Origin of the sequence: Pseudomonas sp. C 49-2, from assembly GCF_003970195.1 — a bacterium.
GTDB lineage: Bacteria > Pseudomonadota > Gammaproteobacteria > Pseudomonadales > Pseudomonadaceae > Aquipseudomonas > Aquipseudomonas canadensis.
The window spans coordinates 157,725-172,667 of sequence record NZ_RXYG01000011.1; the positions used below are offsets into that span (position 1 = coordinate 157,725).

At 37.9% G+C, this 14,943-nt stretch carries 16 protein-coding genes; 11 read left to right on the forward strand and 5 right to left on the reverse strand.

Annotated elements, in window-relative coordinates; all coding sequences use genetic code 11:
• Position 1 precedes the first annotated feature (1 nt).
• Both EJ576_RS21925 and EJ576_RS21930 read right to left on the reverse strand, forming a co-directional pair.
• Positions 2-889: a hypothetical protein gene (locus EJ576_RS21925; protein WP_126571090.1), complete on the reverse strand. Its 888-nt coding sequence runs from the start codon at positions 887-889 to the stop codon at positions 2-4.
• An 86-nt stretch (positions 890-975) separates the two neighbouring features.
• Positions 976-1,470, reverse strand: coding sequence for a hypothetical protein (locus EJ576_RS21930; RefSeq protein WP_126571091.1), 495 nt, complete (start codon positions 1,468-1,470; stop codon positions 976-978).
• 360 nt (positions 1,471-1,830) lie between these two features.
• On the opposite strand from EJ576_RS21930, the gene EJ576_RS21935 reads away from it, so the two are divergent.
• From EJ576_RS21935 to EJ576_RS21975, 10 genes are all read left to right on the forward strand, one after another.
• Entirely contained in the window at positions 1,831-4,410 is a 2,580-nt protein-coding gene (locus tag EJ576_RS21935) for a hypothetical protein (RefSeq protein ID WP_126571092.1), read from the forward strand.
• Positions 4,411-4,609: 199 nt separating this feature from the next.
• On the forward strand, positions 4,610-5,017 hold the full coding sequence (locus EJ576_RS21940) for a hypothetical protein (protein WP_126571093.1): 408 nt from the start codon (positions 4,610-4,612) through the stop codon (positions 5,015-5,017).
• A gap of 118 nt (positions 5,018-5,135) precedes the next feature.
• Positions 5,136-6,827: a hypothetical protein gene (locus tag EJ576_RS21945; protein WP_126571094.1), complete on the forward strand. Its 1,692-nt coding sequence runs from the start codon at positions 5,136-5,138 to the stop codon at positions 6,825-6,827.
• Positions 6,828-6,939: 112 nt separating this feature from the next.
• Complete coding sequence (locus tag EJ576_RS21950) at positions 6,940-8,700, forward strand: zincin-like metallopeptidase domain-containing protein (protein WP_126571095.1); 1,761 nt, start codon at positions 6,940-6,942, stop codon at positions 8,698-8,700.
• Positions 8,697-8,873 (forward strand): hypothetical protein, encoded by a 177-nt coding sequence (locus EJ576_RS29710; RefSeq protein WP_158628956.1) that lies wholly within the window; start codon positions 8,697-8,699, stop codon positions 8,871-8,873. The genes EJ576_RS21950 and EJ576_RS29710 overlap by 4 nt, the downstream gene beginning before the upstream one ends.
• A gap of 2 nt (positions 8,874-8,875) precedes the next feature.
• Positions 8,876-9,904 carry a hypothetical protein gene (locus EJ576_RS21955; RefSeq protein ID WP_126571096.1) on the forward strand — a complete coding sequence of 343 codons (1,029 nt, stop codon included), beginning with the start codon at positions 8,876-8,878 and terminating at the stop codon, positions 9,902-9,904.
• Between the two features lie 143 nt (positions 9,905-10,047).
• On the forward strand, positions 10,048-10,452 hold the full coding sequence (locus EJ576_RS21960; protein ID WP_126571097.1) for a hypothetical protein: 405 nt from the start codon (positions 10,048-10,050) through the stop codon (positions 10,450-10,452).
• Positions 10,453-10,581: 129 nt separating this feature from the next.
• Positions 10,582-11,352 carry a hypothetical protein gene (locus EJ576_RS21965; RefSeq protein ID WP_126571098.1) on the forward strand — a complete coding sequence of 257 codons (771 nt, stop codon included), beginning with the start codon at positions 10,582-10,584 and terminating at the stop codon, positions 11,350-11,352.
• Positions 11,353-11,382: 30 nt separating this feature from the next.
• Positions 11,383-11,862 carry a hypothetical protein gene (locus EJ576_RS21970; RefSeq protein ID WP_126571099.1) on the forward strand — a complete coding sequence of 160 codons (480 nt, stop codon included), beginning with the start codon at positions 11,383-11,385 and terminating at the stop codon, positions 11,860-11,862.
• A 117-nt stretch (positions 11,863-11,979) separates the two neighbouring features.
• The gene (locus EJ576_RS21975) at positions 11,980-12,804 is read left to right on the forward strand and encodes a hypothetical protein (RefSeq protein ID WP_126571100.1); all 825 of its coding nucleotides are present in this window, start codon (positions 11,980-11,982) and stop codon (positions 12,802-12,804) included.
• Between the two features lie 23 nt (positions 12,805-12,827).
• On the opposite strand, the gene EJ576_RS21980 is transcribed toward EJ576_RS21975, so the two are convergent.
• The 3 genes from EJ576_RS21980 to EJ576_RS21990 form a co-directional block, all read right to left on the reverse strand.
• The gene (locus EJ576_RS21980) at positions 12,828-13,613 is read right to left on the reverse strand and encodes a hypothetical protein (protein ID WP_126571101.1); all 786 of its coding nucleotides are present in this window, start codon (positions 13,611-13,613) and stop codon (positions 12,828-12,830) included.
• 120 nt (positions 13,614-13,733) lie between these two features.
• A complete protein-coding gene (locus EJ576_RS21985; RefSeq protein ID WP_126571102.1) occupies positions 13,734-14,078 on the reverse strand; it encodes a hypothetical protein in 345 nt (114 codons plus the stop codon).
• Positions 14,079-14,167: 89 nt separating this feature from the next.
• Positions 14,168-14,509: a hypothetical protein gene (locus EJ576_RS21990; protein WP_126571103.1), complete on the reverse strand. Its 342-nt coding sequence runs from the start codon at positions 14,507-14,509 to the stop codon at positions 14,168-14,170.
• 129 nt (positions 14,510-14,638) lie between these two features.
• Here EJ576_RS21990 and EJ576_RS21995 point away from each other — a divergent pair, with 129 nt between their 5' ends.
• Positions 14,639-14,917, forward strand: coding sequence for a hypothetical protein (locus tag EJ576_RS21995; RefSeq protein WP_126571104.1), 279 nt, complete (start codon positions 14,639-14,641; stop codon positions 14,915-14,917).
• Positions 14,918-14,943: the final 26 nt, after the last annotated feature.

The following is a 14,943-nucleotide window of genomic DNA, read 5'->3' on the forward strand; positions in this document are numbered from 1 at the left end:
ATCAATCTCCATACCCAAGAGTACGCTCAAGCAATGAAATAAGTTTACAATCAGTTCTTTCTGATGCATTAATCACAATATCTGCAAATGCATCACTAAAAAAAACATCAACTAGGTATTCTGATAGAGTTCTAAAACGTTCAGAGTCGTCATGAATGTAAATATCCAATAGCTCACTTGATCTATAATGGAATGACATACAAGGACACATCCAACACATTAGAGCTTCCATGAAATACAACATTTCATGATCAGGTCTATCACTTGGAAACTCTTCACAAATGTAGACAAAAAGATCCTGAAAACTTTTTGCTTCATAAACAACATTTGCATCAGCAGGAACCGGTTCACAATTAGATCCAACATTATAAACCTTAATGAATTCTTGCAACTCTAAAACCTTTGCATCATCAAACAAATTCCATGATGTTATATTTTCTTCCAATGCTTTCTTAAAAAAGTATAAAACGCAGTGATCATAAAAATTACCAAACCTCAAACTACTCAACGGTAGTTCAGGAATTTCAAGAGCTAGACGGGCTACATGATGTTCAACGGAATAGTCATATTCAGCATCTGACTTGTAATTATTAAAGAAATCAACGTTGCTCATTCTATCAACAACAGCCAAATCATCGTCTTCATCTTCAAGCGATTCACCGTCTACTATTACACCTTCAACGTTTATTCCCATGGTTACTGTAAGATAACGATAACCAGCCGAACTAATACCTAGGACTGTATCATCCTGACTTTCATACATGTCATTGACAACACTCAGAATTGAGTGATTGAAGATATGTCTCAACGTTTTGATGGTTACTGTTTCTTGGAGAGATTTTTCTAGTGCTTGTTCTGCTGTATCTAATGCCTCATTAATAGTTTTCATATGATAATCTCCTTACGATTATTTATATATATGCGTTACCTTTGTAGTTAATAAAATGTATGATAAAGCTCATTTAGCAGAAGCTTTTAGACTTCAATCACAGCTTCTAAATATTGATTAACGGCAACTTTCATACCTTCAATCACCCCGCTTTTTGAAGAGGTTATTTCTAAATATTCATGGAGTGAAGTTAAGAGAGTTAATGCAATATCAGCAGAATCTGAAAGATCAATATCAAGTTTCACCGCTACATTGACGATTACAAGCAATGCCCCAACAACCAGCTCTCTCAATATATATTCATTTTCGTTTAATGTTACACGCAGATATCCGTTACTAAATTTACTTTTTACATCTATAACATCCTGCACTTCTAATCCCTTGATAACCAACTTGATTACTTCTGCACTGAGGTATAAGTTTTTCAAATACTCTTTACCATTAGACTGCTGGTCAATAGTTTTCAAAATCATTTTAAATTGGTTTTGTGCGTTCTCTTTAACAGCTTCATGATTTTTCATATCACTGTTATTCAGTGTCTCTTCTTGTTCTGTAGACATTTCTGGTAGCTTATTAGTCATGTAGTGTTCCTTATCTTTTCATTCTTAAAACCCTGATTGGTTAAGACGAGCCAAATATATAGTTTGAAATTTAATTTGTCTACAGAAATATATTGACTTCCAGCATGGTTGCGTGGTAGCCAAAAAACAGATTTATTGTTTAAGCCTTTAGTTACGGGGCTTGTAGAAGGGCAAAAAACATAACTAACATTTATCAAACCTGAATAATCCGACGAACGGTAGTACCAAGCTAAAATGACTGGTTGCTTTTTGACCAGTTAGTTGCTGACAAAATATTTAACTTTAACTTTTTAAATATGCTAATCATTTGCCATAGTCCATTTATATATTATAATGAGTTAATAAATATCCAATTAATACATGAAATATATAATTGTCGCCGTTCTTGCCCTGTTCCTCTCAGGTTGTTACGAAAAAACTCTTCAATCTGAAGTCAATAATGAAGCCGTCACGACTTCACAAGACAAGATTGACACAAACCTCAAAAACAACATCATTGAAGCTGCGGTAGGATGTAAAGCCGCTCAAATAATCATCAACCATACGAATAGGAAATATCTCTTCTTAGGTGACTCCCTTGCTCCTGACTACAACTGTTCAGGAAAAGAAGGGGTTAATGGCATGGACAACACAAACCCTATCCCATCAATCGTTGGTGAAGGTCATGACAACCTTAGAGTAGTCGTTGGTATATTCGTAACGAGCGGTGTTGCGTATCTAATTTTTTTAATAATGTTTCAGAAGAATCTTGCCTTAGCGGCATCAAGCAAAGTGAGAACACAAAACTTTGCCGTCAAGAAAATGCATTCCTTATTTGAATACACTATATCAGTTGGTATTGGAGGTTTAATCATCTGGACATGCTTTGCCATCAGTGAGAACTGGGCAACTCGTTATCTAAGAATGGAAGCAGCCAATGCAATGACAAAAGAAATATCAGTCAAATTCCCTGACTTCTCATTCAAAAATGAAAGATTGGCTAATGTTCTTGATTACCAGATTTGCGTTAAATCAAATTCATTCAGCGAGAAAGACCAAGACCCTTCTATTAAAATCCTTAAAACCGCTGGTGGTAGGTCAATATCAGCTTCTTATGGCCGCTGCAAGCTCGTAGGAGCCTATCTACTCGACAACAAAGGCATCACCATAGCAAAGGAATATGGCTTGTTTGACTACACCTCCATGCAAGATAAAGCTCTTGCTGAAGCTCTATCTAAATTTGTGACAGATGCTGACAAGATTGCTACCAATTACAGCAAAGGGCTTGTGCCTCAAACGATTACCACGAAATTCAATCAAAATTCCGCGAGCTGCAACGTAGATTCCCTAGCAGGTGTCGATACAAGATTTTTCTCAACATTGGAATTAGAAAAATACAAAGCTTATGCATTGAATTGCATCAGCAGGGAATTTGTTTATGATTTAACCAAAGCCAAGAACATGACTATGGATTCCATAGACACACAACAAGCTCAACTTCTACATAGAAATGCTTTCATTTGTTCAGCAGGCTATGAACAGAAAAGAATGATGCTCAGTGAAGATACTGAGAAATTTTACAAGCAATGTATTCAAGATAATTGCGGTAGCATCACTTCTCCTTATGCTTGCAGCACAGCCCTAAACAGCTACTTTGTAATGAAGGATGATGAATTTAGACAATTTCTAACTCTTCCAGTCTCTGACAAAAGAAGGAAGATTGTAGATAACACATCAGCACAAAAAATCATCAACACATTCAACGCTGACTTCAACATCCTTGATGAGAGAGAATTCTACCAAGCTGGCGGTACAGTATTAGCCACCTTCCCGGTTTCAGTTGTGCAAGGTGAATTACAACTCAAAGAAATAGAGAGAGCTTTCACAGTCGGGCATGACCTTAAAGTCAATGGCATGAATGGATTCTCATTTAATAGCGTAATCGGTCGATTCTCAGGCCGTGATGGTTTCGCTGGGTCAAAGAAATTTGTGGTCTGTATGCAGCACCCTAACGTTATGCATGATGGTTTTGATTGCGGCAACATCTATAATGAAATGTATGCCTATGGCTTGAAGATGAGCATAGTGGGCACACAACTGAAAGTAGCCACAGCTATCAACAAGTCTCCAGTCAAGTTCAAGGGAGCTGGTAAAGGAGGCACAAGCCTAGCTGATAATGTTGAATATACGATGATGAAGAAGGTTGTTGGGATGTTTGCGAAAGCCGCACAATCAAAGAAATTGATTGCGTGGGCCATACCTGTCTTAACTGATGCTGGTGGTGGTGTAATAGCATTAGCAGCAAATGATGATGGGTTTGCCGATTCATTCTACGAGAAAACCGGCAACTATACTGAGTTTTACACAATGATGTTGTTCAGTCAGTTGAACGATGGAGCGGCATCAGTCGTATCAACGGCAGCCAACGCCATGACGGCAGCAGGACAGTTCTTCATGTATCTACTGCCATTGTCTGACTACTTTGTCTTCTTTGCTATCCTTGCGGGAATGATAACAGGCATCATGTTTGATAGCGTCACTATCATGCTACGCTGGTTTGTAAATTTAGATGCTGAACCAGAAAGAAGAGACTTAGACAGAACAGCCATTATCATTATTTGTGAGAAGTTATTGTTCGCTTGCTTAAACGCAACATTCGCTTTCACAATGATTCCACATGTGTTCACAGCAACCATGATACACGTTGTAGGTGATTTGAATGAGTTCTCTGGTGCTTTGTTTGGTTGGGAAGCAGGAATAAAAGCCACTGTAATATGCTTATTAATGTCAGCATTGGTTTTTGTAATATTCTATAAAATAACTTCATCTTTGATGAGCAGAGTTAATGGACATGCAGAACATTTCATGCACGGCAATGTTTCTAGACAAGACATGAGAGTTCAGGGTGTAGACGAAGCTAAAGTTGTGGCAAAAGCTTATAAAGGTCGAGTAGCAGCTTAACATCGGGTTGGATAGTGTGGAGTTATAGTTAAATAGTTTGTAAGTGTTCATTCATTTAAAGTTGTATCGACTGGAAGTTGATTAGTTAATGTGTTTTCTCAATGATAAAGTTGTGCCTGATATGTAAATACTACAGTAATCCGCTTGAGTTCTGGAACTCATATGTTATAATTAGAGTAAGAACTTAAAGGAGGTTCGTATGAATATTAAAGTTATTGGTTTGGGGATTGTTTCTTGGGCAATGATGATTGGTGTATTTGCATTAGTATTGAGTGGTTTAGTTGATTGGAAATTGTTAGACCCTAAGAACGTTGGTGTTGCGGTTATTGCTGCTACGGTCTTCATGGGCTTTTCGGGTAAATTGGTTGGTATTATCACCGATGTTGAAGAGTTCAGTTCATCCATGATGATTGCTTCAATGTTCGTTGGTAGCATAGCGGTTTATTCTTTAACTAAGAATTGGGGCTATGGTCTTTTGTTCATCGGATTTGTGAAAGGTCTTGAAGCTTGTGGCTTCTACAAAGCTATGTATCGCGGCATTGGTAACATGTTGGGTGCTGGTTACGCTTCTGTTGCTAGCAAGAAGACTAAAAAACACTACATCTAATTAAACGCCTCCTTTAGTTCTTAAAGCCTCCTTCATCGGGGGCTTTTTTATACCTGTTAGATTTGTATTAATCTATATTAGTATTATAATACTTAAGTAACAAACATCTTAAATTTCCATGAGTGCAAAATCATTTATTCATCAAAAAGCAAAAACCACATCTAACATTGAGAACAACATTCACTTTGAAATCAAAAATGATAGACTGACTACCGTTTATCAAAACAACGAATCCATACACAATGCGGTTCCTTTTTTCTCAGCAATCCTTGATAACGATATTGTGAACTCTAAAGTTAAAGAACTATTCAGCCAAGGAAGGCTTAAATATAAAGAGATTTGTTTAGAATATCCCGCTAGATTTAATACGATTGCAAAATTTCAGAAATTGACTGACCCATTAGACTTCATCAAGCTCAATGACCTATCAGACGCTTTCAGCTTCTTCCAGACAGGTGAAAACATCATCATTGTCGATAGAGACAAGGAGCTATGGCACACGAACGCTACCGGGCGTTTTGAGACGTTTCAAACAGGTCAGGAGATAACCCTCAAGGACGGCCAGCAAGCCACCTTGCTTGGCGTAGACCTAGAAGCCAGCTACGACAACCTGCAGATGTTGGGGATGATGAGTGAGCAAGGTGACAGGTACCATCACGACCAGAACCGTGAATCACCGGCAACAATCATGGAAATGTCATGGCAAGAGAAATGGCAGCATGAACCCATCCAATTCAGTTACAACACGTTAGGAGAGTCATTAACGTTCAGATGCCCTAATCACTTCAATGATGGCCCTGTTGAAATCTACAATAATATCCTAAGCAACGAAAAAGCTAACACTATTGCTTTAAAGCTTTTAAACGAAGGTGAATTTGAGTTTTTCAAGCCTGATAGTTCTGATGAGTATCAAGCTGAAAATTTGCTTGAACCAATAAATTTTATCACCGCGAATGATTTAAGCGATTCATTCAGCTTTTTTCAGACTGGTGAAACCTTCATCATTGCTGATAGAGACAAGGAAATTTGGTACACCAATGCGTCAGGCCGTGACATGACCTTCAAAACTGGTGAAACCATTGTTGATAGTAGAGGGAATCAGGTTCAGCTTTTAGGAGTGAACCTTGAAGCAACCTACGATAATCTAACGCTCTTGGGAATGATGAGTGAACAAGGCGATAAATTCCACCATGATTCAAAACGCCCTATGCCTGAGCCTATACCAGCACCAGTGAAGGCGTTCAGCGTTCAGAAGGTGATAGTCAACCTATGCGAACTCTACCGTAACAACGAAACCAGCGTGATCGAGCAGGCCGATTTCAAGCGTAGATTCGACCGTGAGACAGACCCTTTGGTTAAGGTTCATGGCTTCTCACCTAAGCAGCTCTACACCGACCCGGACGCAGTGAGATCCTTCCTGTTCAGGCTCCCACACGCCGCCAAGGTGGCAATGGTGGCTGATAGGAACTCGCTCTACTCTCTTCTATCCAACTACCACCACAAGGCTCAAAACGCCGTAGAGAAGTTTGAGCATGCATATGGCCCGGTCAATGAGTTTTGCCCTGCAGCGACTGAGCAAGTCATAGCCTACCTAGCATTCCTCGATGACAAGAAAATGTTGGGTAAAGACCAGTTGTTGAAGCAAGGGCTTGAACGTCTGGAAAAGGCAAGCACCATGCCCAACATGAACACCGACTACACCAGTGCTTCACTCACCATGAATGACTTAAAAGCTCATCTGAGCAAAAGCTTTGAAAAGATAGAAGATAACAAACACGAACGATTCAAGATTAAATACAACACAAGATAAGCCCTTATAGGCTTTTTTGTTATTCGTCAATCAGCCAATCTAAATAACCTTCCTTTCTTGTAAACATTTTTAGTTATATTATAATATTAGAAATAACAACAGAAGGATAATCATGAATGAAGAACTTGACCTTGTAAGATTAGGTGATGAGATTGAAACATTTGTCTCATTCTTTGATGACAACAAAGAACTATTCAGCAAGAACGTATTACTTATACCACTTGTTCCACACGAAATTCATAGTCTAGTCTCCGACTACATCAAATCAAAATATGGATTCAATGATAAGACTGAGCCTGATGAGATAAAGGCTTTAGGTGCTTATATCAATCATGCAAATTCATTACCAGCAGACAAAGTAAAATCAATTGAAAAGGCCACAGGCTTTGAATTTGACTACGTTGATTCAAATGACTTGCAAGGATGCACACCAGCCTATGCCCTTCAAAAATTCAAAACATCACTGGCTGGTCAAGAACATCTGTTCAAGAACCTTATCAGGTACGCAGAATTACAAAACCAATTCCGTATTGATGCTGGACATGGTTTAACTGGATTTTCTGATACAGGCTTAAAGTTCGACAATCTCCATTCAGAATTGATTGAAAAGAACATTCACGTTGCAGCTAAGCAATTGAGCTTCAACATCAGAGAAGCTGAAGCCCCGAAAATGAGACATGAACACAGTGACATTGTGTTTGAACCGGGCGAATGGAAAGAAGGTAAATTCAAGAAGAATGACATTCAATTTTCTGGTGAAACAGAGAAGCTTTTCATCCAGATTGGTGAACGTCTCATTAAGCGTTTAGAAACCAACGACCGCTCAGGCATACCACCTTGGCAAGACCCGGTGTTTCAGCTCAACGGCAAGAACCCTAAGACGGGTTATGTGTATGGCAATGAAAATCAAGTTCTCTTGATAGATGACACGTCAGCAAGAGGCTTTAAAGCCCCGCTCTACATGAGCTTCAACGACGCTATCAACACTGGCTTTGCCATGCCAAAAGGCACCAAGGGAACCCCTATCATCCAGCGTTTCGGCATGAAGGGTAAGGCCATCGAAACCACGTCTGAATCAGGTGCTGTTCAACCAGTCCTAGACACCAATGGCGAACCACAGCACTTCTGGCGTAGAGCGGCTAAGACCGTCACCGTCTTTAACATCGACCAGCTTGAATGGAAGCATGAAGACAAGCCTGACCCGCGTATCAAATGGCTGGAAGAATTCAAGAAGCCTCAATTCATAGCCAAGAATCACGAAGAGCTTATCTTGTTCAAAGACTCTTACTACAAGTCCATAGACATTCCTGTCATTAGAGGTGGTTTTCAAGCTTTCTACTTAGCTGGTAAAAATATAATTCATCTTCCAGAAGACGAAAGTTACAAGAGTCCACTGCAAGCCATTTCGACAGCGGCACATGAAGACGCTCATGCAGAGGGACATTTTACTAAGCTCAATCGTGAATCATTGAATAACTATCATCTTGCAGACTACCACCGTGGCTTTGAAGAGCTTTTAGTTAACGTAGCAGCTCAACAGATAGTCAGACACTATGGTTTAGACAATAACGAGCAGCAGCAAGCCTACAACGCTAACGAAGACGCCTATAACCTTGGATGGGCATTACCTGCATTCAAGAAAAACCCGTTGCTTATAGTCGAAGCTATGCGTCAATCACAACAATGCTTTGAGTCAATGAAGACCCGTATAGATGCACAGTTAAAGGTCGATAACATCTATCACCTATATTGCAAACCTGAGCCTGAAAAAGTAGAACCAGCACCTTTGGCTACTAAGCACTCTTACAAGAAACCAGCTAACGATGATAACAAAAACAAATCAACCACTAAACCTATGAGGAATTCAATATGAATAAAGAATACTACACAACAGAAGATGCAATAGAAATGTCTGGATTATCAGCAAAAGACTATTTCAGCTTTATGGAAGGCGACTTAGTGCCAGAAGAATTTATCTTACCTGAGCTATTTGTTGAAAGTGAAAAAGATGAGCAAGAACTAATCAACCGTTTATCAAGAGGATAATTATGAAAAAAGGATTAAAGCTAGAACTAACCTACAAATCTAAGAGATTTACTTTCGATTCCGCTACTAGCGTGTATCAGCATAATGAGAGCTACACCGAGACTAGACATACAGTCTTGAACATGTTTGGTGAAATGCTCAAAACTCACGCCATAACCATGAATTCAATGATTTATAGACAATCATTGAAAAATATATTCCAAGGATTTTTTCAATCATTTTATGAAGATAAGATTGGGCCAAATCCACACCACCGCAAAGGCTTCATTGCTGACTACAAGGATGTAATAAACAAGCAGTTGCCGTTTTTGTTAGTCTCGCCAAATCACATCATCACAAAGAGTACGAGTGAATCAATAGCTGTTGATGAATCTGATGCGAAACCAGTAAATGAGCTGCATGATAATTTAGATGATTTATTTTCAGGTGATTTTGATTTTGAAACAGATTCAAAAAGTAATGAGGACATACCGATTCTGAAAGACTTTGCAATAGTTGATACGTCCCCTTCCACACAAGATAAAATTGATGATTTTGATGATTTCGATTTCACAGAATTAGACATTACCCTTCCAGCAACTGAAGTAGTAAAGAAAACGACCTACAAGAATGATTTCGACTTCTCTGAATTCGATGAAATGGACGCTGAAGAACCATTGACCAACGCACCCACCTTTATGTTTAGTGGTGCTGGATACACATTGTACATCAGCTTTAACCACATGACATTCAAAGCCACTGGCGGTGATGAAAACGTTGTTTACGCCTTGCAAAACCTTGCAACGCTGGTTTTCATCAACCATACATTCTTAACGGCTAAAAACCATCCAGAATGGCTATATTCTAGCTTTGAAGATGATTTGAAGCAGATATTCGACAAGCTCACTACTGGCTTCTCTTACCTTAATGACAAAGAAAGAGACATTGCAGATAGCTTCATAGAATCGAGCATGTATCACGCTGTATTGAATTACAGAAACCGTCTTGGTTACTACAAGTATCATAAGCCATTCGTTTTTGAGCATGAATAATTACATTAAAGAAAAACAAATCACCAGCACATGCTGGTTTTTTTGTATCTTCAATAAAATAATTTTACATAAATTGCAATTTCACTATTTACATTTAAGAAACAAGTATTATAGTAATATTAACAAACAACAAAAGGTGCATTATGTATCTAGTCCTACACAACATTGATACAGGAGCTTTAACAGCCAAAAGAATTACCGAACAAGTCAACAGAAACGATTTCACAGTTTCATATGCTCACGATATATTTTCAGCCGTAGAGAAAGTAATCAACATCTATATTGAAAACAACTTCAACCATTATTTGGATGGCGTTGAAACCATCCTTCAAGAAGCTTTATTTCTCAACAGAGCTGACACCATCAAAGCTGTGAAAAAAAGCTATTCTAAGCATGGCGACTTAGTGAAAATAATGTTGGAAGAAACTGAATTCCATTCATTAGCTAAGTTCTTGATTAATCCTTATGAAAAAGCCCGAGCGGTTGAAATGACGAGAAGGTGTGAAATGTCAATTCAGCAGATGGTAAAAGAATCTGCCATATTCTAATCATTAATTAAACAACAAAACCTTCAACAGAAGGTTTTTTTGCGTCTAAGATTACAATATGTATGGTAGCATCATTTGATTAAAGGATATTTACATGCAATACTATAATAAATAACAAAAACATTTAATATGAAATTATCAATTTTAACCATTATCATTGCATCATTAGCTTTCAGTTCCACACAAGCCGAATATAAAGTGTTTCTCCCTTTAGAACATGACAATGGTGGTTCTCTACCTACAAACTCAATCGTTTTTAATGGTGGTAAACCATCTGTAGGTATTACCGAACCAGTGACGCCTGATGACGTTCAGTTGGCAGATGAAACCATTACTGAGGATGCAAAAGAAGAATGCAGCAAGTATTACAATGACTTTATGTCGTCCTTGCCAAATCATCAATTAGCAGGAATGCCAATCACTTCATCTTATGCGATTGCTGGCAAGCCTTTCATGGCTGTAAGAGATACTACATTTTACGAAAACGGTGAATTTATCGTTAGCCCAACTGAAACTTGTATTGTCCCATTAGATATTGTTCGTGGCGGGCCTTTATGCTCAGACACCGAAGTTGATGATGCTGGTATAGCTTTGAACAACATTTACTATAACAGTCTAGCTAATGCTAATCAGTTATATGGATTTTCTTTAGACTATAACTTTACTGGATACTGCAGCACCGTTACACCTAGGGCTGTTACTGACAACATTAAGGCAAAAGCTATCGCGTATTTCCTAAATCAAAAAAGAGACGTAATCATCCCAGTATCTTTTTCTGGTGATTACTCGGAATTTAGTTTTGTAAATTCATCAAGTTATACCAAATCAGACATACAATTTTTTAAAGATTTAATTCAATCCGAAAACAACGGACAATTCAATATAAAATTTAAAGATTAAAACTTAACAAACAATAAACAAAGGAGACATATGAACAAGTATTTAACAATCGCAATTTTAACAATTTTGGCTGGCACAGCCCAAGCTTCATACACATATAATTTGCCACTTCAAAGCATCAATTCAAAAAGTGGAGCTTTACCAGAGGGGAGCATTCGTTTTGTGAAAGCTGGCGACGGAACTGGTTTACCACCAACACCAATCGTTGTTGTTCCCCCTATAGTGGAAGGTGGTAGTGGGGAAACTGAATTCTCTGAAGAACAGTCATGTTTAACTGAACACAACTCAATCAGTGCCAAAGCTCAAATTGAAGATTATCCAGATGCCACTTTTGGGGGATTATTTTTCAACGCAAGCTCTGAAAAGAAATGTATAGCTCATGCTTACCTTGCTAGAAAATCATTTGATGAGACATGCAAAGTTAAAAACGCTAATAAATTGAATATAATTCTAAACAATTTGAATCAAAACGTTTTTCACCTTACCTATGAATTCACTGGCGGTTGCTAAAACATCTTGAATTTCAATCAAGCCTTCTATCGAAGGTTTTTTTGTGCCTGTCAACCTGACAATTGCAATATACTATACAAATGTTAAAATTAAGATATAAACCAAAATAAGGAAACAATGAATACAAACACTCAGTCAAAATCACACATCGTTCTATTAGAAGAAATGCTTGAACAAGACATTAGAAAGCTCGTAGAAGCTACTGATAAATACCTCACTGCTAATCCTAATGGCACCGCCTTCATTCCTAAGCCATTGCTCAGCGTCTTTGAGAGCCACAGCAGCCTTGCCGGGAAAGACCGATACAAGAAGTCTACAAGCAAATTCGCTTACGTCTCGCCGTGGCAGAAAGCCCCACAGAGCAAATATGACTATCTCACCAGCTACAAGCAAAACCCGTTGATTTACCACCTCTTCCTAGCGGTTGCTTACCACGGGTATCAATACACTGACCACAACCTCATCACCGTGCTTCCAAAGGTTGTGAACAGTTCTTTATTCAACCTAGCGGCGTGGGGCATCAGAACCATGAACACGACGAAAAACAACGTTAGAGCTTTGTCAGCTATCAACACCGTTTTCACCCTTGCTACGGTTGGCACAGAGATAGATTACTTGAAGCATGTCTTGAACAAATTCAGCGTTGATTTGAACGATTCTGTAGTCAACAAGGTGACTACCATTAAAACCGATTCTGGATTGAACGTGACGTTCATTGTTTCTGACGCTCATTGTGTGGCAGTGATTGACGGTAAAGGTTATGTAGCGAAGGTAGAAGACGAGATTGAGCTTTGTGTGGGTGACTTAGAATTCTTGCTCACACCCGCAGGTATGTCAGTTCTAGAAATGAAATACATTCATAACGCTATAACGTCATTTGTTTTCAAACAGGAAGTGAAGCAAACGTTAGCCAGCAAACCAACCTTCAAGACAAAAAAATAAACCCTCATTTGAGGGCTTTTTATTTACTTCTTAAATATCTCAATCAAGAATTCTTTATTTGCCTTTTCCATGAGTTGGTCATGTGTTAAAGGGAAAGTACAACCAGAGTATGGAGTTGTAGATGTTAATTTAAAAAATCCTAATTCTGTTACTAGGTAAGTTAAATTACTACAAGGAACTCCATCAAACTCTATTCTATCAACATCCGACATGGCAAAACCTTTACTAACAACGCCGTGGAACAAAGATTGTATATCAACCATGCTTGATTGCAAATTATATCCTCCACCAGTCAATTTAGTAACTTTATAATTAAACACAGCTACTCTCCCCCAAACCTTACAATTGTTAGAAGACACCAATATGTCATTTGTACATTCGTCTGCTGCAGTAGGTAATATATGCATAAATCGTGCAATTACCTTTGAATCTTCTGATGGTTTTAACTTACATGGTATATATGAATTTGTGCCGCCATCTGGATAGTTGTTATCTGAGAAACCATTACCCCAATCCTGCTCCCTGTTACTAAGGTCTATTGTATCTCGATTACCTTCTAAAAACGGGTTACACGTAGGGTCAACCTTTCCATACAAGTCAGGTATAACTGGTATTGAAGGTTCTACAGGGTCAGGTATAGAAGGTTCTGTAACTGGGGGAGAAACAACAGGATTACCAAATGAAATTGTTCCGTTGGGAAGTGAACCACCGCCCTTCACTTCAAGTGGTAATTGATACATGAATCCAGCTTGTGCTGTAGAAGTTAATGCAGTGATTGATAATGCTATTGCGAGTATTGATTTTTTCATGTTTTCCTTTTGTTGTTGGTATAGTTATATTGTAACATATAAATACCCTATTGCAATTAAACACAAGCAAATTCACTAAAATAAATCAATAAAAAAACCTTCATTTGAAGGCTTATTTATTCACATTTTGTTAGCGTATAAATTCTGCGAAAAACTCACATCAGAATTATTTTTCATATACTTCATCAGCTTTGCATGAACCTCTCTAACCTCCATAATTGAGTTAACATTGTAAACTGCATTGACTACACATTGGTTATTATAAATTTCAGATGCTTGTGCTTTTGTTATGACCACATCCAAAAACTCTTTTTCAGCATGAGCGGCGTCTAGTGCCCTTTTAAACTCAATTCCAGATAATTCACATTCTTTATGAGTAAACCTTTGTAAATCTTGACCAGCAAATGATAATGAAGATAAAGCAGTTAAAAAATTTAACACTACGATTTGTTTTAATTTATTCATTTGTTTAATACCTCTAATACTATAATACCCCACCAAAATGATTATACAATATGAATACCCTATTAAATTTTCTCAACATCATTCACTTGTTACTTGCTGACGATTGGGTTATTGAATTCTGCTTGTGTCTTTTCGTGCATATATGATTGAAATTGATTTACTAAATCATCTACACCCTTCTCACTTTTAAGCTCAACGATGAAGTTCACATTGCATGTTTCATCATTTTGGTTGAATGGGTTAGCTTTGTTTAGCTTTACCATCATGAACTGATTATTAGCATGAGCTTCATCTAGAACCGCTTCTACTTTCTCCATACGTTGACTGCATTCAGGATTGATAATGTCTGTATTGGTTTCTGCAAAAGCCATGATTGGAAGCATAACCAGTGACAACATAAAACCTTTAATTACAGTGTATTTTGTATTCATTAAAATTCTCCTTTTCAGAAGTTATATCACTTAATTCTGATTATACAATACGAATACCATATTTTATTTAAACATCATTGACGAATGGTTACTTTGTGCAAGAATGAATAGAACAATAATTGACTTATCATGAACAAAGACAAAGTAAATGAATTGAGAGTCATCAAGCAATTTAGACTGATGGTTACTTACAAGCTCAGAGAGTTGAACGCACCAGCCCACGCCATCAAGTCAATTGACGATGACATTGTTAAACACATTGAAGAATACAGGTCATTTGAAAGCCCAATTGTTCAGTTCAGCATTAACTTCATCAGGCGAACAAGAAGCGGCTTAGAAGTGAATTATGAGGCTATCACGAAGCTTCACGTCTTCACTGAAAACCCAGTTGAGTATTACCTAATCTAATCAGTGGGCTTTTAGGTAGGTCAAAA